14 protein-coding genes are annotated in these 22,385 nt (G+C 46.4%); 9 read left to right on the forward strand and 5 right to left on the reverse strand.

Features of this window, described 5'->3' with window-relative positions; genetic code table 11:
• The first annotated feature begins 321 nt into the window (after nt 1-321).
• The 6 genes from BUR42_RS03135 (at nt 322) to BUR42_RS03160 (ending at nt 9,103) form a co-directional block, all read left to right on the forward strand.
• Complete coding sequence (locus BUR42_RS03135; protein WP_143197317.1) at nt 322-3,591, forward strand: SusC/RagA family TonB-linked outer membrane protein; 3,270 nt, start codon at nt 322-324, stop codon at nt 3,589-3,591.
• Between the two features lie 10 nt (nt 3,592-3,601).
• On the forward strand, nt 3,602-5,539 hold the full coding sequence (locus BUR42_RS03140; protein WP_074237764.1) for a RagB/SusD family nutrient uptake outer membrane protein: 1,938 nt from the start codon (nt 3,602-3,604) through the stop codon (nt 5,537-5,539).
• Between the two features lie 27 nt (nt 5,540-5,566).
• On the forward strand, nt 5,567-6,784 hold the full coding sequence (locus tag BUR42_RS03145; RefSeq protein ID WP_074240413.1) for a DUF5000 domain-containing lipoprotein: 1,218 nt from the start codon (nt 5,567-5,569) through the stop codon (nt 6,782-6,784).
• A gap of 11 nt (nt 6,785-6,795) precedes the next feature.
• The gene (locus BUR42_RS03150) at nt 6,796-7,491 is read left to right on the forward strand and encodes a DUF4998 domain-containing protein (RefSeq protein WP_074237766.1); all 696 of its coding nucleotides are present in this window, start codon (nt 6,796-6,798) and stop codon (nt 7,489-7,491) included.
• Between the two features lie 180 nt (nt 7,492-7,671).
• Nucleotides 7,672-8,430: an SDR family oxidoreductase gene (locus BUR42_RS03155; RefSeq protein WP_074237768.1), complete on the forward strand. Its 759-nt coding sequence runs from the start codon at nt 7,672-7,674 to the stop codon at nt 8,428-8,430.
• Between the two features lies 1 nt (nt 8,431).
• Nucleotides 8,432-9,103, forward strand: a complete 672-nt coding sequence (locus tag BUR42_RS03160) for a succinate dehydrogenase cytochrome b subunit (protein ID WP_074240414.1) — start codon at nt 8,432-8,434, stop codon at nt 9,101-9,103.
• On the opposite strand, the gene BUR42_RS29855 is transcribed toward BUR42_RS03160, so the two are convergent.
• Nucleotides 9,082-9,996 (reverse strand): DUF6130 family protein, encoded by a 915-nt coding sequence (locus BUR42_RS29855; RefSeq protein WP_200798207.1) that lies wholly within the window; start codon nt 9,994-9,996, stop codon nt 9,082-9,084. The genes BUR42_RS03160 and BUR42_RS29855 overlap by 22 nt on opposite strands.
• A gap of 375 nt (nt 9,997-10,371) precedes the next feature.
• Between BUR42_RS29855 and BUR42_RS03175 the strand changes: the two genes are divergently transcribed.
• Nucleotides 10,372-11,934, forward strand: coding sequence for a discoidin domain-containing protein (locus BUR42_RS03175; protein ID WP_084185336.1), 1,563 nt, complete (start codon nt 10,372-10,374; stop codon nt 11,932-11,934).
• 72 nt (nt 11,935-12,006) lie between these two features.
• On the opposite strand, the gene BUR42_RS03180 is transcribed toward BUR42_RS03175, so the two are convergent.
• Entirely contained in the window at nt 12,007-12,924 is a 918-nt protein-coding gene (locus BUR42_RS03180; RefSeq protein ID WP_317044460.1) for a GlxA family transcriptional regulator, read from the reverse strand.
• 146 nt (nt 12,925-13,070) lie between these two features.
• Here BUR42_RS03180 and BUR42_RS03185 point away from each other — a divergent pair, with 146 nt between their 5' ends.
• Together BUR42_RS03185 and BUR42_RS03190 are read left to right on the forward strand one after the other, a co-directional pair.
• Nucleotides 13,071-13,523, forward strand: coding sequence for a DUF1569 domain-containing protein (locus BUR42_RS03185; RefSeq protein ID WP_074237773.1), 453 nt, complete (start codon nt 13,071-13,073; stop codon nt 13,521-13,523).
• A 3-nt stretch (nt 13,524-13,526) separates the two neighbouring features.
• The gene (locus BUR42_RS03190) at nt 13,527-13,910 is read left to right on the forward strand and encodes a VOC family protein (RefSeq protein ID WP_074237775.1); all 384 of its coding nucleotides are present in this window, start codon (nt 13,527-13,529) and stop codon (nt 13,908-13,910) included.
• Between the two features lie 195 nt (nt 13,911-14,105).
• Here BUR42_RS03190 and BUR42_RS03195 read toward each other — a convergent pair whose 3' ends face one another.
• The 3 genes from BUR42_RS03195 to BUR42_RS03205 all read right to left on the reverse strand — a co-directional run bounded on the left by BUR42_RS03195 (nt 14,106) and on the right by BUR42_RS03205 (nt 22,319).
• Nucleotides 14,106-17,540, reverse strand: a complete 3,435-nt coding sequence (locus BUR42_RS03195; protein WP_074237776.1) for a carbohydrate-binding protein — start codon at nt 17,538-17,540, stop codon at nt 14,106-14,108.
• 61 nt (nt 17,541-17,601) lie between these two features.
• A complete protein-coding gene (locus tag BUR42_RS03200; protein ID WP_074237778.1) occupies nt 17,602-19,044 on the reverse strand; it encodes a RagB/SusD family nutrient uptake outer membrane protein in 1,443 nt (480 codons plus the stop codon).
• An 11-nt stretch (nt 19,045-19,055) separates the two neighbouring features.
• Complete coding sequence (locus BUR42_RS03205) at nt 19,056-22,319, reverse strand: TonB-dependent receptor (RefSeq protein ID WP_159442205.1); 3,264 nt, start codon at nt 22,317-22,319, stop codon at nt 19,056-19,058.
• Nucleotides 22,320-22,385: the final 66 nt, after the last annotated feature.

Below are 22,385 nucleotides of genomic sequence, written 5' to 3' on the forward strand. Positions count from 1 at the left end.
AAACAGACCTAACATTCATTCACGTTTTCAATGTTTTTGAAAGACCGGTTGTGACAGTTACGAAAAATTCCACGTGTACAAGCATGAACAGATGCATGTAGAAGGAACTGCACAACGAGGCAAATCACTTATCAAGCTACTTATCAATCAAACTACTAAGGCTGGTATTCATTTTTAACCATTATTAACCAATAATCTGTTTTCTCAACTGAGGCACGAAACGGAGCGGGGAAGGTATGCCCGGATCCAAGTATGCTGTAGCCGATCCACGTAGTCTGCCCTTTAAATTATCAACCTTTTCTTAATCCTAACATGATGTGTATGAGTAAAAAGCTACGCTTCGGCATGGTATGCCTTTGTATGCTCCTATCTTGCTGTTTACGCTATTCAGATGTCTATTCCCAGAACAGGTCTTCCGTTATCGGAACTGTGAAAGACAGTGCCGGTACACCACTTCCAGGCGTAAGTGTGATTGTATCCAGCGCAAAATCCCAGGGAACTGTAACAGACATGAATGGTAAATTTGTACTGGAAGTAAGTCCTGGTGCAATATTGCTTTTCAAGTTCATTGGTTACAAAGAGCAATCAGTAACAGTAGCAGATCCAAAGAAGGAACTAACGGTAGTACTTCAATCGTTAGAAACGGTTCTCAGTGATGTTGTTATTACAGCATTTGGTAAGAAACAGATCAAAGAATCTGTGGTAGGTTCTGTATCCACTATCAAACCGGATGCCTTGCGAACAGGAGGTAGCAACCTCACCAATGCCCTTGCAGGGCAGGTAGCAGGTGTGATCGGCTTTCAGTCCAGCGGTCAGCCGGGTTTGGATAATTCCAACTTCTTCATCAGGGGTGTTACTACATTTGGTTACCGCCAGAATCCGCTGATCCTGATCGATAACGTAGAGCTTACCACTAACGACCTGGCGCGCCTGCAGGTACAGGACATTGCCAGTTTCTCTATCCTGAAAGATGCGAGCGCTACGGCATTATATGGTGCAAGGGGAGCAAATGGTGTTATCCTGGTTACTACAAAGGAAGGTAAAGCTGGTAAAACAACGCTGAATGTAACACTGGAAAATGCGATCTCACAGCCAACCAAAACCATTAAGCTGGCAGACCCCATTACTTACATGAAAATGTATAACGAAGCCAGTACTACACGGGACCCGCTTCAGCCCATCGTATTTGATGCGGATAAAATATACAATACAGAGCAAACCTTGAAAAATGCACCGGGTAGTAACGGTTATGTATACCCGGCGGTGGATTGGCTGGATATGCTGTTCAAGAAATCTACCACAACCCAGCGGGCAAATGTGAATATCAGCGGGGGAGGAGACCTTGCACGTTACCTGGTATCTGCCTCTGCGAGTAACGATAACGGGATGTTAAAGCGAAATGTCGCCAACAATTTTAATAACAATATCAAGTACAAGAACTACCAGCTACGCTCCAATGTAAATATAAAGCTGACTAAAACAACGGAGCTGGTATTGAGGCTGTGGGGAAATTTCAATGACTACAGCGGCCCCATGACCAACGATGCTTCGTTCTCTTCCGATCTGTACAGTGCGGCTATGCATACCAGCCCGGTACTCTTCCCGGCATATTATCAGCCGGATTCTGCCAACCGCCTGGTGCAGCATATCCTGTTCGGTAATGCCAGCGGTGGTGCAGACCAGGCAAATGGCGTGGGATATGCCAATCCTTATGCACAAATGCTGAGAGGATATAAAAGATTTTCCGAGTCCCGTATGTCTGCTACATTGGAACTGCACCAGGACCTTGATTTCATAGTACCCGGATTAAAGGCACATGGTTTCTTCAATACCAACCGGTATTCTTACTTCGATAACAGTATGGCCTATAACCCATTCTATTATAGCATTTTGCCAGGAGGTTATAACAGGGCAAGTAATACCTATAGGCTAACCTGGCTGAATTCACTGCCGAACGGCTCCTTCCTGGGGGGGCCTGGTTCCGGTAATAGCGGGCCGGCCACAGAATACCTGGTATACACGCCGGGAAGAAAGGACGCGAATACCTTCCTGCAATTCCAGGCGCAACTTGAATACGCTAAACAATTGGGGGATCATAACGTTTCCGGTTCGCTGATCGGGGTAAGGCAGCAAAGGCTGGTGGCCAATGGTATAAATCCTAATACTCAGCAGGAAGACCTGCAATACTCACTGCCTTACAGGAACATGAACCTTGCAGGCAGGGCAACTTACAACTACCTTTCCCGGTATTTCCTGGAGTTTAACTTTGGCTACAATGGTTCTGAACGTTTCTCTGAAAATCACCGCTATGGATTCTTTCCTACCATCGGCGCTTCCTGGATCGTTTCCCGGGAGAAGTTCTGGGGCGATGGTTTAACAGATATTGTAAGCTCACTTAAATTAAGGGCCAGCTATGGTTTGAGTGGCAACGACGATATTGGTAATCAGCGTTTCTTTTATTTATCTAATGTAAACCTCACGGCAGGCAATGGCAGCACTTTTGGTTTGAACAATATATATAACCGGCCTGGTGTAAGGATCAATAATTATGAGAACAGGAATGTGACATGGGAAACCGCGAAGATCCTGAACACCGGTATGGAACTCACGCTGTTTAAGAATTTTGACTTTATTGCGGAGTATTGGAAGCAGGACCGCAGCAACATCCTGATGGGCCGGAACATCCCTTCCAGCATGGGCCTGGAAGCAGCCATCCTCACGAATGTGGGTACAGTGAAAGTGAATGGCCTGGACCTTACTGCTAATTATAGCAAAGATTTTTCCAGGAACCTCCGTGTGATGTTTATGTCCAACTTTACGTATTCAAAAGGTGAGTACGGCGTATATGAAGAACCAAAGTATGAAGAACCATGGCGATATAGATCCGGCACTATGCTGGGCCAGCAGTTCGGCTATGTTGCAGAGCGTCTTTTTGTGGATGATAAGGAAGCATCAGCCTCTCCCGTTCAGCAGTTTGGAGGCAGTGGCAACCCGGTAAGAGGTGGGGACATTAAGTACCGTGATCTGAATGGAGATGGCCGTATTACAGTAGCTGATCAGGCCCCGATAGGTTTGCCCACAACGCCCCAGGTAATGTATGGTTTCGGGTTTTCCGTAATTTATAAAGGCTTTGAAATAGCTGCACGTTTCCAGGGCCAGTCAAGAGTTTCTTTCTTCATAGACCCTCGTTCCGTAAGTCCTTTCGTTATACCGCCATCGCCCCAGATCCAATTCCAGAGCCAGCCGTTGCAGGCCTTTGCGGATGATCACTGGTCTGAAGAAAATCAAAACCTCTATGCGCTATACCCCCGTATGGGTGTTAGCGCACAGGCTATCGAGAACAATCTCCAGAGAAGTACCTGGTGGATGCGTGATGGCAGTTTCCTGAGATTGAAAACTGCTGAAATTGGATATGTTATACCCAATCAATTATTAAAAAGACTGGGTGTGAGATATTGCCGCGTATATGTGAATGGCCTTAACCTTTTCAACATTACCAAATTTGACCTGTGGGATCCGGAACTGGGCGGCAATGGGTTCAGTTATCCTATTCAGAAGGCTTATAATTTAGGTATCAACATCAATTTATAAACAAAGCATTATGAAGCGCTATCAAATAAATACAACAGCCCGTGCGTGGTGCATGTTTATACTGTGTTTGCTGGGGATCACAAATGAAGGCTGCAATAAATACCTGGACGTTACCCCGGAGAATGTAGGCACTATAGATTATGCTTTCCGGAACAGGAATGAAGCGGAGAACTACCTGTTCACCTGCTACAATAACCTGCAGCAAATGAGCAATGTGCTGGGTGATCCTGGTTTTACCACATCGGCTGAGATCGTTTATCCCAATGATCTGTCTGAAAGACCTATTTCTGATGAAGGCTTCCAGCTGATCCGTGGAACAACACAGAATATTTCCAATCCTATCCTCAATTACTGGGATGGTAGCAATATGGCTCCCAATATCTTCCAGGCTATCCGCCGTTGCAACATCATGCTGGAGAACATTGATAAACCTATTGATCTCTCTGAGGAAGAAAAAGCAAGATGGATTGCGGAAACAAAATTCCTGAAAGGATATTACCATTATTTCCTCGCCAGGATGTATGGCCCCGTTCCCATCTATAAAGTGAATCAGAACGTTACAGCCCCGATAGAGGAGATCAGGGTGAAAAGGGCGCCGGTGGATTCCGTATTCAATTACGCTGTTCAACTGATGGATGAAGCTATTCCTGATCTGCCAGTGCAGATAGCAAACATGCAACAGGAACTGGGACGGATCACAAAGGTGATCGCTTTATCTGTAAAAGCTGAAATACTGGCTACGCAGGCAAGCCCCTTATACAATGGTAATCCTGACTATGCAAGGTTTAAGAATAAAGACGGGGAGGTGTTATTCTCTGCAACGGCAGACCCAGCCAAATGGCAACGCGCCGCTGCTGCTGCTAAGGCTGCTATTGATGAAGCGGCCAGCCTCAACATGAAATTATACACCTTCATTCAACCCGCCAACCTGCCGGTGCTGACGGATTCCCTCCGCAAAGTGCTTACCATTCAGAATGCGGTGACAGAGAAGTGGGATTTCAATGCAGAGCTGATCTGGGCACTCAATGGCACCTTCGGTTACCAGAACTTCTGTATTCCCCGCCTCACCACCAAAGCAGTGGAAAACTCAACTTCGGCGGCAGGCAGCTTTACTGTTCCCTTATCGACAACAGATCTTTTCTATACGGACAATGGTGTACCCATCAATGAAGATAAGACCTGGGATTATGGCCGCCGTTTTGAGTTGCAGACAGGTGATAACGCTAACAAGTACTTTATCAAGAGTGGCTACACCACTATCAGGAATAATTTCAAACGTGAAGTACGGTATTATGCCAACATCGGTTTCGATGGCGGTGTATGGTTTGGGAATGGCGTAACAGATCAGAATAACCCGTTGTACATTGAAGCAAAAGGCCCTGATTCAAAGGCGGGGCCTAAAGACCGTGTGCGGATCAATATGCTGGCTATGTGGCCTAAAAAGCTGGTGAATTACCTCACAGTTTTCAATGAAGGTGTGCAGCAATCAGCTTACCGTTTGCCACGCACCCGCCTGGCAGATCTGTACCTGTTATATGCAGAATGCCTGAACGAGGCCAGCGGACCTTCTCCGGAAGTATATAACTATATAGACCTCGTACGCCAACGGGCAGGCCTCAAAGGTGTGGTGGAATCCTGGGCGCAGTTCAGCTCAGCTCCTAATAAGCCAACCACCAAAGATGGCCTGCGTGAGATCATTCACCGGGAACGCCGGGTGGAATTATGCTTTGAAGGAAAAGCAGGATGGGACCTCAGGAGATGGAAGGAAATGCTTACCGTACTTGCGCCACCTATACAGGGATGGAGCATCTTCCAGAAAACAAACAGCAATTTTTACACCCTGCAAACTTTGTTCATACCCGGAATGACTGTAAGGGACTACTTCTGGCCATTGTCAGACGCTGCATTGTCCAATAACCCTAATCTGGTACAAACACTGTATTGGTAATCGTTTCACTGTATCAAAATGATTGTTATGAATAATAAATATATCTTTTTAACATTCACTCTGCTGCTGGCGGTTATAGCCTGTACCAAAGTAAAGGATTACAATGACCCTATTTCAGGAGATAAAACAAAGCCGGGAGTGATCAGCAATATAAAAGTGGCCAACTTCAACGGTGGCTCTCATATCACTTACAGCCTGCCTTCTTCGGGAAACGTGCTGTATGTGAAAGCGGAATATGTGATCGATGAGAAGACAGGAAAGAAGCGGCAGACAAAATCCAGTTACTACAGTGATAGTATCATGGTACAGGGCTTTGCAGAAAAAAAGGAGTACTCGGTTACGCTCACCACTGTCACCCGTTCCAATGTAGAATCTGATCCGGTAACGGTAAAGGTTTTCCCGGATACGCCGGTTTACAAACAGGTGGCTAAAACTATCAGGATGCAACCCGATTTTGGAGGGCTCAACGTTCAGACGGAAAACGTCAATAAAAAACCGGTGGGTGTGATCGTGTTGTATAAACCAGCTGGTTCAGACAGGTATTCCATCTATGAGCAAAAGTTCAGTGATTTTGCGGCGCTCAGTTTTTCTTCACGTGGATTTGACACACTGCCCAAACAATTTGCCGTATACATCACGGACCAATGGGGCAACAATTCCGATACACTTTTTCAAACCATCAAACCCTTATTTGAAAAGGAGTTGGATAAAAGTAAATTCTTCGCAAATGCCTTACCCAGCGATGGGAGGATAGGTTTCGGATGGGCCTTGTCCAATCTATGGAACGGCAATACTGGTGGTACCGGCTGGCATACGGTACAGGAGAATGTGCCCTTACCCATCGTATGTACGTTTGGGTTGGGCGTTTCGGCCAAAATAAGCCGCTTTGTATTATATGGGAGGTCTGGTTATGAATATGGCCATGGAAATCCCAAGGTATTCTCCATATGGGGTTCAGATAAACCTGCTCCGGCAGATCAGGTGTTGCCTGTATTTGCAGAAGAAGGTACCATTTTGGGAGATTGGGTGAACATGGGTAATTACGTATGGCCAGGGCCGCCATCAGGAGCACCCCCAGCTTCACCTACGGCAACAGACAGGGCTGTGTTTAACCGTGGTATGGAATTCAATGTTCTCTTCACGGCGCCTAAAACAAGGTTTATCAGAATGGCCGTTACCGAATCATGGTCTGGCGCCACTTTTGCGCATGCCATGGAAATCACCTTGTTTGGAAATACTAATTAAAAAGAACGTTTATGAAAAAAAGTATCATCCTGCTGCTTTTTACTTCCTGCCTGTATTTCAGCTGTAATAAAGGCGAAGTGGAATATAAGGACCTGTTAGGTGGCAGCGAAGTAATTTATCCGGGCCTCACCGGCAATTTCAAAGCATTCCAGGGAAACCTGCGGGTAAAACTGCAATGGAACCCAAGCCCGGACCCAAGCATAACTAAATATCTTATTTACTGGAATAATAACACGGATTCGATGACGCTGACTGCTTCCAGCAATAATACGCAGGACACGATCAGTACTATGATCACCGGCATCGGAGAGTATGTGCAGAACTTTGTATTGTATACTTTCGATGCTAAAGGGAACAGATCAATAGGGCAATCGCTTTCCGGAGTAAGGATCTTTGGACCCTTATATGTTTCCTCTCTTATCAACCGGCCGGTGGATGCCAGCAAGCCAATCGTGGCCTTGGACCCTAATACGTACAAGGTGTTCTTTTCGAAACCTGATACCATACTGAATACAGGTACTTCCATATCCTACCTGGATAACCTGCAGAACCCTGTTACGCTTAACCTGGATGCAAAAACAGATTCTGTTGTGCTGAACCTGGTAAAGGCAGGTACCAAAGTTGCCATACGTTCCGCATATGTGCCGGTACGTAATGCCGTGGATACATTTCGTGTGACGTATAGTGACACCTTACTGCTCAAATAAAGGATATTGTATCGAAATAAAGAGGGGCTGTATCATTTTTTGTAACAGCCCCTCTTGCTTTATTTAGTTAATTAACGAAATATGGTGCGCGTATTACTTCCTCTGAAAGCTTAAGTAATTAAAAATGAATTGGTTGTTCCATTGGCCCGGTGGTTGCAATGTACTGGCAAAATACGATTCATGAAAATTGTAGTCATCGGAGGTACCGGGTTAATAGGAACAAAGCTCGTATCGAACCTCCTCCAGTTGGATAACCAGGTAGTGGCTGCATCCCCGGCCATGGGAGTTAATACCATCACAGGAGAGGGCTTGTCCAGGGCAATGGAGGGCGCTGAAATAGTAGTAGACGTATCCAATTCCCCTTCTTACGAAGAGAAGTTTGTGATGCGTTTTTTTGAAACTTCCGGCAGGAACCTGATGGCTGCCGGAAAAGCGGCAGGTGTTACGCATCACATCGCGCTTTCTATCGTGGGTACAGAAGAGCTCGCAGCGCAAAGCCCCTATCTCAGGGCAAAGCTGGCCCAGGAAACAATCATCAGGGAGTCAGGCTTACCTTTTACCATTGTTCATTCCACCCAATTCTTCGAATTCCTTAGCGGCATTGCACAATCCAATACACAGGGGCAAACCGTGCATCTTTCTCCCGCATATGTTCAACCCATCACGGCAGATGATGTGGCCGCTGCACTAACAGAAACCACCATGGCCGTACCTCATAATGATATGGTGGAAATTGGGGGCCCGGAGCGTGTAAGGCTCTCCGATATCGTTGAGCGATACCTTGCTGAGATCAATGATCCACGCACTGTTGTGGCTGATCCCCAGGCACGTTACTTCGGTGCATTGCTCACTGACAAGGTACTGGTTCCCGGAGAAAGTGCGTACCTTGGTACTACTAATTATGATGCCTGGATGGCTGCTCAACGTAAACCTGTATAATATGAACTGGTTTGTAAAATTCATTTCAAGCTCTATTGGTAAAAAAATGATGATGGCATTGACAGGGCTCTTCCTGATCAGTTTCCTGGTAGTACATTGCGCCATTAATGCTTTGATCTTTTATAACGATGGAGGAAAAACCTTCAACATCGGGGCGCATTTCATGGGCACTAATCCTATTATCCGCACCATTGAAATTGTATTGATAGCCGGATTACTCTGGCATATTGGTCAAGGCCTGTATTTGTGGAAGAAGAACCGGGATGCACGGCCCGTGAAATACCTGGTGAATAAAGGAAATGCCAACAGTACATGGTATAGCCGGAGTATGGCCCTGATGGGTACAATTATCCTCTTATTCCTGGTAGTGCATACCTCTAATTTCTGGATACCTAACCGTACGCATCAGTTCTTTCATGGAGAGGAATTGCCTTTGTATGATATGATGCAGGAAAAATTTCAGCAACCTATAGAGGTGATCATTTACCTGATAGGTTGCTTTGCACTTTACTGGCACCTGCTACATGGGTTTAAAAGTGCATTTCAATCCCTGGGATTGAACCATGTAAAGTATAACGGGCTCATCACTTTTTCCGGAGTAGCTTTTTCTATTGTTGTTCCGTTCGTACTGGCTATGATGCCGGTAGCTATTTACTTCCGCTGGATAACATGATCTGTAGCACCGTGATAAAGACTTGCTTCCGGAACGGTGAAAGAAATAGTTTGCTGTGTGATGGTTTTGTGCGTTGGGTCTACCAGCTCCACAAGGATCTTATGCGGTCCGGGTTTCATGCCAACTATAATAATAGGTTCATTACTGCTATCTGCCCAACGCCATGGGCCACCATCAACGGTTACATGAATATGACCGATACGGGGTGAAACACTTAATGCTGCAGTCCCGAAAGCAGGCAGGATGCGGAGGTGCTGCGTGCGGTATTGCACTATCACACGGCCCGTTGCCAGCGGTTCCGCCAGGGGCTGATCCACTACCAGAACAGGCGCAGGTTCACTGTCTAATGGTACCACAGGAGCGGGGCCGTTAAATTCACGTGCAGTTAAAGGAGTTGCTGCTGGTATTATAGTTGAAGTTGCCACAGTGCCATGGATCTCCGATCCTGCATGATGCGCATGAATACCACCGGTTACCTCAGGTATTACAAAAGATACCGCTTTACTGTCTATCACCTTATGGGTAGGATCAGCGAGTTCCAGCAGAATGTGATGTGGCCCTGGGGCTAATCCATTTACTATCAGTGGCTCATTGCTGCCGTCTGCCCAATGCCAGGGTGCATCATCAACAGTCACATGCAAATGGCCAATGCGGGGAGAAACATCCAATGCCCCACTACCATATACCGGCAGTATGCGGAGGTTTTGAGCATAGTACTGGATCACTACCCGGCCCTGTGCCAGTGATGCGGGCAGGGGAGCATCTGCTACCAGTTTTGCAGCCGGTTCATTTGCCAGGGCTATAACAGGTGCCGCCGTGCGGAGATGGAGTGATTGTGCCATCCCGGCTAAAACGGAAGAAAACGTGAGCAAATACATAATGATACGTTTCATGATTGAATTGTTTTGATAAGTTGTTTACTTTGATAGTAGCCACTAACGTAATGATCTAAATGCAGAACGAACTTCCTCCGTAAAAGGTTGTGGTTTTTCCCATGCGGCAAGTACGCTTAAGCCTGAAGTTGCTATGAATGATCCGGGGCTGGAATTTTACCTGATCAGCAGCAACGCACTTTATTTCATCCCCACCTTCATAATATCTATAGCTATTGTCAGCTGTCCGTCAAAATGGCTGTTGCATATTTTGATACATGAAAAGAATAACGTTGATTTAATTATGAAAAACCGAAACGGTGAGCACAGTTTGTATGATATAAAGTAGCCCGGCTACGCTCGTTTTGTTAATCAATTCATCATTAAAACCCAAGTATGAAAAAGCACAACCAGCATCTAATGCTCTCAGGAATGTTATGTCTATCCGGCATTTTTGGAGCTTGCAGGCGGGAGATCACGCCTGCAGACACAGCGCCCCGCACAGACACGTTTATGACCGCGCCCAGCAGCAACGCTTACAATGTAAATGTGATCTATTTCGTTCCCTCAGACGGGGATACCATTGTTAACTACCGTGCAAGGCTGAACGGTGTGCTACGGCACGGACAGGCCTTCTATAACAAATGGATGAGTTACCATGGATTTGGCGACCGCACCTTTGGCCTTACGAGTGATAGTACCGGCCGTGTAAAAGTGATCGTGGTAAGAGGTAACCTTACCAAAGATCAATATCCTTACGAAGGTGGTGGCAACAAAGTGATCACGGAAATGAATACCTGGTTTGCGGCACATCCTGCCGAGAAAAGCAGTGAACACACATTGGTAATTATGCCGGCCAGTACTTATGGGCCGGATGGAGACCCGGGTGGTGTACCTTTTTATGGTCTTGGCCGCTGGTGTTTTGCATTGGATTATGCAGAGATGGATACCAGTTACCTGGGGCAGAACAATACACTCGGCAACAGGGCTACAAAATGGATCGGTGGCCTGATGCATGAGCTGGGCCATGGTATTAACCTGCCACACAACAAAGAAAAAGTATCTGAAGGTGCTAACCCTGCTATGGGTACGGCACTTATGGGAAGTGGCAACTATACCTATGGTAAAACAGCCACCTTCCTCACTAAAGCCAGTGCAGCCATCCTTAATAACTGCCAGGTATTCCGCGCTACAACAGCAACAGATATCTACGGCGGCGGCAGCGCTACCATCAATACGCTCAAGGCCAGTTACAGCAGCGGTAACATCAACCTGAAAGTAAAATATACGGCCACAAAAACAGTGAACAATGTTATTATCTACCACGACAGAGAAGATGGCGCAGATTATGATGCCGTTGCCTGGACGGCAGTACCGGCGGGAGACAGTATACAGATCAGTATGCCTATCAGTGAGATCCAGAATAAAACAAATAACTACAAACTGCGTATCCGCTTCCTGTTCACCAATGGTTCCAGCGCAGAAAAATCATATTCTTATTCTTACAGTGGGGGATTACCCGTATTAGATATAGACACAAAAGATGAGCTTAGCAAAACCGGCTGGACGATCAATTATGTGAACAGCCAGGAGAATGACGGTGCTGCTGCAAACCTGCTCGATAATAACCCTTCCACTATATGGCATACGCAATGGAAGAGTACGCAGCCTGCACATCCGCATACGGTGATCGTGGATATGCAGTCTTCCAAAAACATAACGGGCCTTTCATTCCTGCAGAGGGAAAACCTGAATGGCTCTTTGAAGGATATCACCATACATACAAGTGCTGATAATATCACTTACACTTCACAGGGTGCACATACCCTGCAGAACGTTAATACCATACAGTATAAAACATTTGCATCGGTGGTTAACTGCCGGTATATTAAGATTGTAACTGCTTCAAATTACTCCGGCTCTCACTATGCAGTGCTGGCGGAATTGGGGGCTTTTTAGTCTCTGACTGGAATGCTTTCATAAGGCTGCCTCTTGTAAAGGAGAGGCGGCCTTACTTTTGTTTGGCCCTTTTTAACTTAATTCTGCATCCTTATTGTACCTGTTCCTGTAATCCAGCGGAGATAGGCCGGTTATCTTTTTAAACAACAATCTGAATGCTTTCACATCGTTATACCCGATATCGTACATCACTTCGTTGATATTCTTCCTTGTAGTTTCCAGGCTCTTTTTAGCTGCTTCTATTTTTATGCGCTGTAAATATTCGGCAGGTGTATTCATCGTGGCTTTCTTGAACCGCCTGTCGAAGTTCCGCCGGTCGATATTAAAAGCAGCTGCCAGCTCTTTCATACTGATCTTTTCACTGAGATTATTTTCCATATACTCCTGCACTGCTTTGATGGCGGCATCTTCATGATTCTTTTGCCCGGTGAAGATGGTAAAAGGAGACTGGCTGCTTCTGCTCAGGTCTATTTCAAAGAACTTGGCACAGAAGATGGCCGTTTGCCGGTTGTAATATTTCTCCACGAGATATAATATCAGGTTCATGGAAGAAAGCGCACCACCGGTGGTATAAACACCCTGTTCATCTGTAATGATCTTTTCTGTTTTCAGCTCCAGTTCAGGGAACATTGCTCTAAACACTTCAGCAGCCTGCCAGTGTGTAGAACATTGTTTGCCGTTCAGGATCCCTGCTGCTGCCAGGAGGAAGGCGCCGGTACAAAGGCTGGCTACTTCAGCACCCTGTTTATATTTTGCAGTCACCCACTCAATCAGCGGATTGTTATGTTTCAGCGTTTTATTCACATGTTCATCCAAAGCAGGTATTAAGATCAGGTCTGCTTTTGGTTTATCAGTTAAAAGCACATCCGGGTGTATGGTGAACAACCCTTTATGCAGTACTGTTTTGCGGGAGTTGCTCACCAGCTTTATTGAAAATACTTCTCCATGATATTCATTCGCCTTCGTGAATACTTCATAAGCAAGTATCACACTGCTGAGGTTGGAATGATTTTCTGGGATTAGGATGGCCAGATTTTTCATACTGTAAAGCTAAGCATGTGCATTGTCTAAAACAACCCCTCATTATGTCAATAATACACCCCGCCAGGCTGCGAAATAGACAATATCTTTGGTATATGAAAACAATATTCGATAAAGCAACAAGAGATGATCTGATCAACAGGATCATTGCTCTCGATGAAAACAGTACCGCGCAATGGGGTAAAATGAACCTTCATCAAATGTTGAGGCATTGTACATTGTGGGAAGATCTGCCACAGGGCAGGTTACATTTAAAACAGGAATTCCTGGGCAAGATCTTCGGTAAATTTGCCTGGTGGGCTACCATGCGTAATGACCGGCCCTTTGATAAAAATGTTCCTGCCAGTCCTGAAGTGCAGGTGAAAGAACCGGTTACTGTTAATGTAGCCGAAGAAAAAAAGAAATGGATCAGCCTGATAGAAGCATATCCACATTTAAGCGCTGCTCACAGTATTATGCATCCTTTCTTTGGTAAACTGAACAGAGACCAGGTAGGGCGGTTAGCGTATAAACATACAGATCATCATCTTCGTCAATTCAATGCTTAAAACATGAAACTCTTCAAAGATTCCATATTCTGGGTAGAAATCGCCGTGTCTGATTTTGACAGGGCAAAGAAATTCTACAGCACTATTTATGATTATGATATGCCTGATATTGATACGGGCGATGGACGGATGGGTTTCCTGCCACATGACAGGGATGCGGGAGGTATTGGTGCAGCTATTGTATCAGGGCCGGATTATACACCGGCGAATATTGGTATAAAGATCGTGCTGAATGGCGGTAAAGATCTGGGTGAAGTATTGAAACGTGTGGAGAAGGCAGGGGGCAAGGTGATCAGCCCTAAAAAACAGGTGTCTCCTTCATTTGGTTGTTTGGGTACTTTTGAAGATACGGAAGGAAATGTTGTTTCCCTGCATTCTATGCAGTAATACTATATTACCCATATACCCCGACCGAAGGTGAACCGAACCTGAACCGAAGGAGAACCGAACAAGAACCCTATGTGAAGAGCGTTAATATAATATCAGAACGCGGGTGTAAAGAGAAGATTGATCCAATATACGAACTTTTCCAATAGGGATATAAAAGAAAGGGCCCGTATGAAACGGACCCTTTTTAATGTGTTACAGTTTGATGAACTGTACGGATTTAGATCCTGCTTTTCCTTCCAATCTCAAAATATAAGTACCGCTTCCGAGGAAGTCCACCGCTTTGGTGAACCTTGTATCCCCTTTGCTGATATTCCATCTGCGTACCATTCTTCCATTCATATCCAGCAGCTCCACTAACTGGTAATCATGTTCACCCAGTTCCATGGTAATGGTACCGGTGGCCGGGTTAGGATATACCTTTAGTGTATTGCTGAGATTTTCAAATTTAAAATGCTGGTTGCCGGTGGCTGCCATAAAGCCGGCACCGGGATCTGCCGCACAGTTATCAATACTGAACCAGTTAAACTTAAAGCTGCCCTGGTACACCCTTACGTTCGCATAACTAAAGCCGGGTAAAGTAATGGTATCCGAAATGGTTGCCCACTGGCCATTGGTATTGGGCAGGGCAATAAAACCATAATTAATGCCACTTTCCTCTATCCTGATCTTCGCCGCCGCAGTGGTAGATACCCTGAAACGGATGTTGTACTTGCCGCGCACAGGTATATTCAGTTTGTTATAGGCGAACCAATGGTTCACCAGTAAACCGGTAAAGTTCTGCACGCCGCTGGTATCTGTGGTTGCTTCCAGTGTGGGTGCAGTATGGCGGGAGGAAGCGCTTTCTGCTTCGTAGCGTTTGTTAAAAGTGCAAATGTAGTCCAACGTAAATACGCCTGATCCGCTGATGGAATCTTTAGTGGCAGTAACAATGCCGGGATTTGTACCAGCCGTTAAAGCACCGGCCTGTGTGATACTGTTGCCTGCGCCTGTAACGCTCCAGGTGGCACCGGTAACGGCAAATGCGCTGTCATACTGATCGTAACCTTTAGTAGTGAACAGTTGCGATGCACCGTAAGGGATCACAATGGTATCAGGCACTATTTCAATACGTGCCAGCCTTGGCAATGGCAATATATTGATCTTCGCCGAATTACTGAAGCTGTCTACCGATGCATATACATGGTAGATGCCTGCTGTAGAATCTGCTGTGAACACCCCTTTATAATTAAAGCTGCCTGCTCCGCTTTGTGCGCTCCACAGGGGTGTAACATCCAGGCGGCTGTTGTCTGAGGCATAGGCCACCGCCGTGAATTGTTTTTTACCACCCACAAACACGCTGGTGCTGTCCGGCGTAATATCAATGTTAGCCACATTCAGATCAGCCGCATTCACAATCTTCAGCCAGTTGAAATTCCAGCCGGATGTCAGTGCATTGATCCTGATGGTCTGATTGCCTGCGGGGAGATTAATGGGAACAGTGGTAAAGGTCCTCCAGTTCTGCCATCCACCGGTAGGCGCAAATTTAACAGTAGAAAGTACGTTGTTATCCCGCAGGAGTTGAATGGTGCTTGCAGTACTTACTGCTACCCTGAACTGGAAACGGTAAGCACCTGCAACAGGCACATGAATATCATATTCCAGGAAAGAAGAAGAGCCAATATAACTCACATTCAGTACACCGCTGGTATCTGCAGCAGTTTCTGTACAGCAGATGTTTGTATAATCATTGTTCTCTGCTTCTATCCTTGCAGGAATGAGCTTGTAATTCGGGGTCCTTATAGTAACACCGGTGGAAGCGGACAAGGTGTCTCCGCCATAGATGGCCGTTGCTTTTACAGTACCCGCTGTGTTAATGGTTGCTACACCATTTGTGTCAATGGTATTGCCAGCGCCGGTAATGCTCCAGGTGGGCGTAATGCTCATTGGCCGTTGATTCTGGTCAAATATTCTTACACTGTATGGCAACTGTTTACCTGCTACAACAGAACGGCTCAGCGGGCTGATCACCATACTGTCCAATACAGGTGTACCAAGGCCTTTTTGATATACATGTACGTAGTCTATCAGCAGACTGTCCGGCCAATCCGCGTGTGTAATGGCACCACCCATGCCACCACCGATGGCCAGGTTAAGGATGATATGGAACTTCTGATCAAAGGGCCAGTCTTTATAATCCGTATGTGGGTTTTGATAAGTATAACAATGTACAGTATCGTCGTACGTGAACCGGATGGAATCTTCACTCCACTCTATCGCGTATTTATGAAATGCTGTATGCGCGGTTGGGATGGTGATGGTGTTGGACAAATGGCCGCCGTTCTGCCAGTTACTATTTTTGGTATGTACGGTGGAGAGTACTTTTCCCAGGTTATTACCTACATGTTCCATAATATCCAGTTCTCCGCTGGCAGGCCAGGCACCATATGCGCTGGTGGTAGGCATGAGCCAGATGGCAGGCCAGGAGCCGCGTGCCTTAGGCAGCTTTGCCCTTACTTCCACCTTACCGTATTTAAAATCAAATTTGTTCTGGGTAATGATGCGGCCGGATGACCAGGGTTCTGTGGTTACGATATTCGGATAATCTTTTTTACCGGTGATCACCAGGTTGCCATTCCGCAGCCGGGTATTATCATAACTGGTATCTGTATACACCTGCTGTTCTCCGTTGATCCAGCCTTTAGGGCGTGGGTCTACCGTCCATTTGCTGAAATCAGGCTGGCCGGTGGTATTGAATTCATCGCTGAAAACAAGCGTCCAGTTGGGGTTCCCTTCCAGTACCACATTGCCGGTAAGCTGATAGGTGCTCATGTTGGGGCTGGCCAGTTCAGTGCCGGAAACAGTAAGTTTTAAATTAGTACGGGAATAGATAACAGGTGAATTGCCACTCAGTATAATATGGGCTGTGGTATCGTTCACACGTACCACGTTACTGATGTTTACACCAGAAGGCAGGTTCAGTGCCTGCCAGCTGGCAGCGTGTAATACGGAATCGAAAGTATTGCCATGCAGGTTGGCTACCAGTACTGTACTGTCTTCCTGCCCCATGGCAATGGAGGCATTGTTCAGTGCAATGGTAACGGGGTTGGGGCCTTGTACATAATCGAAATACAGGGTGCCGTTCGCTTTTTTGCCATCCATCCAATGCACTTCAATGCGGTTGAAATCTTTACGGTTCTTTACGCTGGAAAAGTTATAGGAGGCTTCTTCCCAGGTGTTCGCATTTTTGATCCTGTACGTGAAATAAACGGCTTTGGTGTGATCTGAACCGGGTTGTAATTTGAAGAGCACATCTTCTTTCAGGCTGCTGTAAACAAGTAGTTTAAATGTGCTATTGATGCTGATGTCCAGTGAATCTGTGAGGGTGCAGCCTGTTGACATCCATTCGGAACAGGTAGTGTCTTTTGTAAATTTCGCTACATGTGAACTAAGATTTAATCCTGAAATACTTGGGTTTACTGCGTTAAACAGTATGCTTCCTGTAGCGGTGGGCGGGCCGATCCAGGAGGTCCATCGACCGGAGCATGGACCATTGCCTTCCATGTCGTCGAAAAGCAGGAACTGGGCCTGGAGTTTGCCGCATAACAGCAAACAGAGCCCCATCAAAAGTGTGGTGATCTTTTTTTTCATAACGATGGGATTGTGGGTTTTTTAAAAGGAAACACTGCCTTACGGGGCAGTAAAAAGGGTATTACAAATTAGGGTTCACCTGTGCATCTGCTCCGGGTATGGGCAGCAGGTAATCTTCTTTGGTAATGGTGCCGGTGAACTTCAGATCTCCGGGATCTTTTACTGCATTGGCAGCTTCCACCTGTTCCAGGCGCACGAGATCGAACCAGCGGTTCCATTCTCCGGCAAATTCCCATTTGCGTTCATCCATTACTGCGTTCAGGAAATCCGCGGAAGACAGGCCTGAAAGCGGAAGCAAACCTGCACGTACACGTACATCGTTCAACGCAGTATAAGCTGCAGCATCAGGTGTTGCACCGGAACGGGCCAATGCTTCTGCATAGATGAGCAATACATGCGCATACCGGATCATGATCACAGGATTGTTAGACATGTAAGTGGCCTTGGTGCCGGACTGGATAGTGAACTTTTTGTAGTAAGGGTGTTTGGTGGTAGTGTTCTGCCAGGGAATGGTATTACCACCTACTACAAAGGAAGTAGAGAAGGTAGCATCCTTGCGGGTACCTGCAGGGAAGTCATTAAAGAATTTGATCTCAGGGAAGAAGTCGCTCCAACCCGTTTCATCTTCGGGCATGGTGGAAAGGCCGTAGAAGGAATTATAAGTGATCCACTGTCCACGGGTGAAGAGAGTGAACACATCTTCAGAGGTGTTGCCTGCAAAGATCTTCAGAAAACCACCCTGGTAAAGATCAAAGGCATATGCTGCTTTATTGTCTATTACTTCTTTTGCCTTTGCAGCAGCTAATGCATATTTGGAGGCGTCTTTAATGGGCCAGCCCCCTTGTGTGAGATATACATCTGCCAGCAGGGCTTTTACAGATCCTTTATTGGGCCTGCCTGCCGCGCGTTTGGTGTTGGGTACCCATTCTTCTGCTTTGGCAAGGTCTGCTTCAATGAGCTTATACACTTCCGCAGGTGTGCTCTTTTTGAGGGTCAGGTATTCCGGGCTGTATTTTTCGGATGGAATAATGGGCACTGCTCCCCAGAAGCGGGTGAGCCAGTAGTAACACAATCCACGGAGGAAATATGCTTCTCCTACGATCACTTTAATGGTGTTTTCATTACCATCTTTTACGGAAGCATAGTTGTTGATGATATTGGTGGTGGATTGAATGGTTTTGTAACAACCCCGCCAGATAGGTATCATGCGGCTGTTGAGGGAGGATACGGTGAAGAGATCAAACTCCCTGAACTCTTCTTTATTAGAGCCGGGATGCGTGGTAAGATCATCTGCGCCCATGCTCATGGCAATCTGGCTCACGGTAGTGAATCCGCTTTCCCAGGGAACCATCAGGCTGCCGTATGCTCCGGTAAGGGCCGCTTCAAGGCCGCCTTCGCTGCTTAATCCTTCAGAACCTATCACAAGACCCTGCGGTTCTTCTATCAATTGTTTGCTGCAACCGGTAGCGAGGAATAATAGTGTGATGATAAATATCTTCTTCATGGAATATCTTTTTAGAAACTGAGTGTTACACCCGTTGTAAATGTTTTGGAATTAGGATATGCGCCGTAATCAATGCCCTGGCGGATATCGCCTGCACTGGAATTGGCTTCCGGGTCTATACCACTGTAATTGGTGATCGTGAACAGGTTAGTGGCGCTGGCAAATACCCTTACCGCTACTTTATTGGCGAGTTTAGCTTTTGGTATGGTATAGCTCAGGCTGATGTTCTTTAAACGGAGGAAGTCTGCTTTTTCCAGGAAGCGGGTGCTTTGTGTATAGTTGCGGTTCGTGGAACTGAATGCAGGGATATCGGATGTTTCGTTCACACCAGGTATATACCTGTTCTTAATAGCTACATTCGTGGCTTCTCTTGCATCACCACCCAGGTACATGGTAGCTGCATTGTTGTAGTTCAGTTTATCAAAACCGGTTAACGCATGCAGCAGGAAGTTAAAAGAGAAGTTCTTATAGCTGAAGGTATTGTTAAAACCAAAAGAGAAGGTAGGTACACCATGCCCAATTACATCATAATCATCTGCATCAATATCGCCGTCATTATCCTTATCGAAGTAACGTGCATCACCCGGTTTGGCACCAAAAGTGGCTGCTTTGGCTGCATCTGCAGGTTTCCAGGTACCCAGGTAAGTGAGGCCCCATATAGCCCCCAGTGGTTCACCCGGCCTTACAATGAATTCTGATTGCGGGCTCATACCACCACCGATCTTGCGGTTGTTGGGATCAAAAATGATCTTACTGCTACCGATGGATTGCACATCGTTCTTAATAAATGAGAAGTTCAGCCAGCTGTTCCAGGTAAAAGACCCTTTATCAATTACAGCGCCTTCCAGCGAGAATTCGAAACCTTTATTCTGTACGGATCCCACGTTACGGGTAATAGGGTTGCCACCCAGGTAATAGGGAAGTGTTTCTGTGAGCAGAAGGTCGCGCGTATCTTTCACAAACAGGTCCGCCGTAACCATAAAGCGGTTATTCAAAAAACCTGCTTCCAAACCAATGTTCTTTTGCTCTGTAGTTTCCCATCTCAGATCGGGATTGCCGATATTGTTGAGGATGATACCGGTAACATTGCTGTTGTTGGTGAATGAGCCGGTACGGTTGGAATAGGCAGAAAAAGTATTGTAGGAGCCTACGCCTTCGCTACCTGTAAGCCCCCAGCTGCCGCGGAGTTTCAGGAGGCTGAGTTTGTTCTGCCCTTTGAGGAAATCTTCTTCGGAGATCACCCAGCCCGCAGAAACAGAGGGGAAGTAACTGTATTTATTATCGTCGAAGAATTTAGAGGACGCATCGCGGCGGAGAGCGGCAGATACGAGGTACTTGTCTTTATAGCCATACATGGCACGGCCTACCAGTGAAAAGATGCTCCATTTGGAGTAACCGGAAGATGGTGTACCGGGTGTGCCCTGTGCAAGATTGTTCCACATAAAGCTTTCGTACACAAGATTGCTGCTGCCTGCTGATACATAGTTGTAGGTGGACTGCTGGTATTCCATTACACCGGTGAGGTCCAGCGTATGTTTACCGTTAAATACCTTATGATAGTTCAGCGTATTGGTGTTCTGCAGTTTGATCTCTTTGTTGGAACGCCAGCTGGTAGTGGAAGAACCGGAGTTCACTACTTTACCTGCAAATGATTTGTTGTCGTACCCCAGGTAGTTCACACCATACTGGAGATTGAAGGAAAGGCCGGGAACGATATCCTCATATTTGAATCCGCCGATCAGGTTGGCCAGCAGTCTTTCTGTAATAGCCAGCTGATCTGTGGTTAATGCTACCGGGTTAAAGAATACGGAACTGATGGGATCGCTGGGTGTATAAGCACCATTTGCATTGCGTACCGGCAGGGTGGGAGACCAGGTGATAGCCTGTGCCAGCGGGCTATGGGGCCCATCCGGCAGGATGTCAATATTCTTTGCGTTGGAATAGTTTCCGATAATGTTGAGGAAGGTACTCAGTTTATTGGTCATCCGCGCGTTGATGTTGGAGCGGATAATATATCTTTTGAAAGAAGAGTTTTCGATCACGCCATCCTGATCAAGGTAGTTGCCGGAAATGAAATAACCGCCTTTATCCGTACCGCCGCTTACATTCAGCAGGTATTCCTGGCCGATGGCATTGCGGAAGATCTCATCCTGCCAGTTGGTGCCGCCCTTTGCTTTGAATTCATTTACCTGTGCTTCAGAAAAAGGAGGTGTGGTGCCTAATGTGGTAGCGCGGGCATTCGCTGTTTCCGCAAAGTCTCCGGCATTCAGCAGGTCCATTTTTTTGATCACGGAGGAAGAAGAGAACCTGGAAGTGAAGTTCACTTTCAAACCACCTTTAGACCCTTTCCGGGTAGTAACAATGATCACCCCGTTAGAACCGCGGCTACCGTAAATGGCGGTGGCGGAAGCGTCTTTCAGGATCTGGATGCTTTCAATATCATCCGGGTTAATGGAAGAGAATTCTGCACCGAGGAAACCGTCTACCACATATAAAGGTCCATTATCCCCATTGATGGAATTGGAACCCCTGATGCGGATGCGTACGCTGCCGCCCGGGGCACCTGTAGCATTGGTCACCTGCACACCGGGTGAACGGCCCTGCAATACCTGGTCAAAACGATTCACCGGCTGCTCCTCGAATTCTTTGGAAGAAATGGAGGTGATGGCATTGGTGAGTGTTCCTTTTTTCTGTTCGCCATAACCGATCACTACCAGTTCATTGATCTTCGCAGCAGAAGTTGTGAGTGTAACAGGGATCTCAGTTTTGCCATTCACGGCTATTTCCTGCCGGTTGAAGCCGAGGGAGGAAATAATAAGCACCGCTTCTCCTTCCGGCACATCAATGCTGTATTCGCCGTTCCCATTTGTTACCACTCCTTTGGAAGTGCCTTTTAACTGGATGGTAGCGCCGGGAATAGGATTGCCCTTTTCATCCAGCACTTTCCCTTTAACAGGGATATCTGCAGGTGTGGCTTCCTTTTCCTTACGTTTGATGATGATGGTGTTGCCATTGATGCTGTAGGAAAGTTGCTGATTGCGGAAACAGAGGTCCAGCGCATCTTTCAGGGGGAGGTCCTTTACCTGTACTGAAATTTCTTTCGCATGGGATAATTGCTCATCTGTATAGAGGAAGGTGTAGCCGGTTTGCTTTCGTATATCGTTAAAAACCTTCTCCAGCCGGGCATTTCGGTGAGCAAGGGTTACTGTTTGCGCAAAGCTGGCTGCATGGGACTGCAGCATAGCTATGGTGATCAAAAACAGCGTTAATTTCATGATCAGGAACGTTTTTACGAATAATCGTGGAAAATGTTTTTTACCACTGGCAGCGCACAGGGGCCT

Origin of the sequence: Chitinophaga niabensis (assembly GCF_900129465.1) — a bacterium.
Classification (GTDB): domain Bacteria; phylum Bacteroidota; class Bacteroidia; order Chitinophagales; family Chitinophagaceae; genus Chitinophaga; species Chitinophaga niabensis.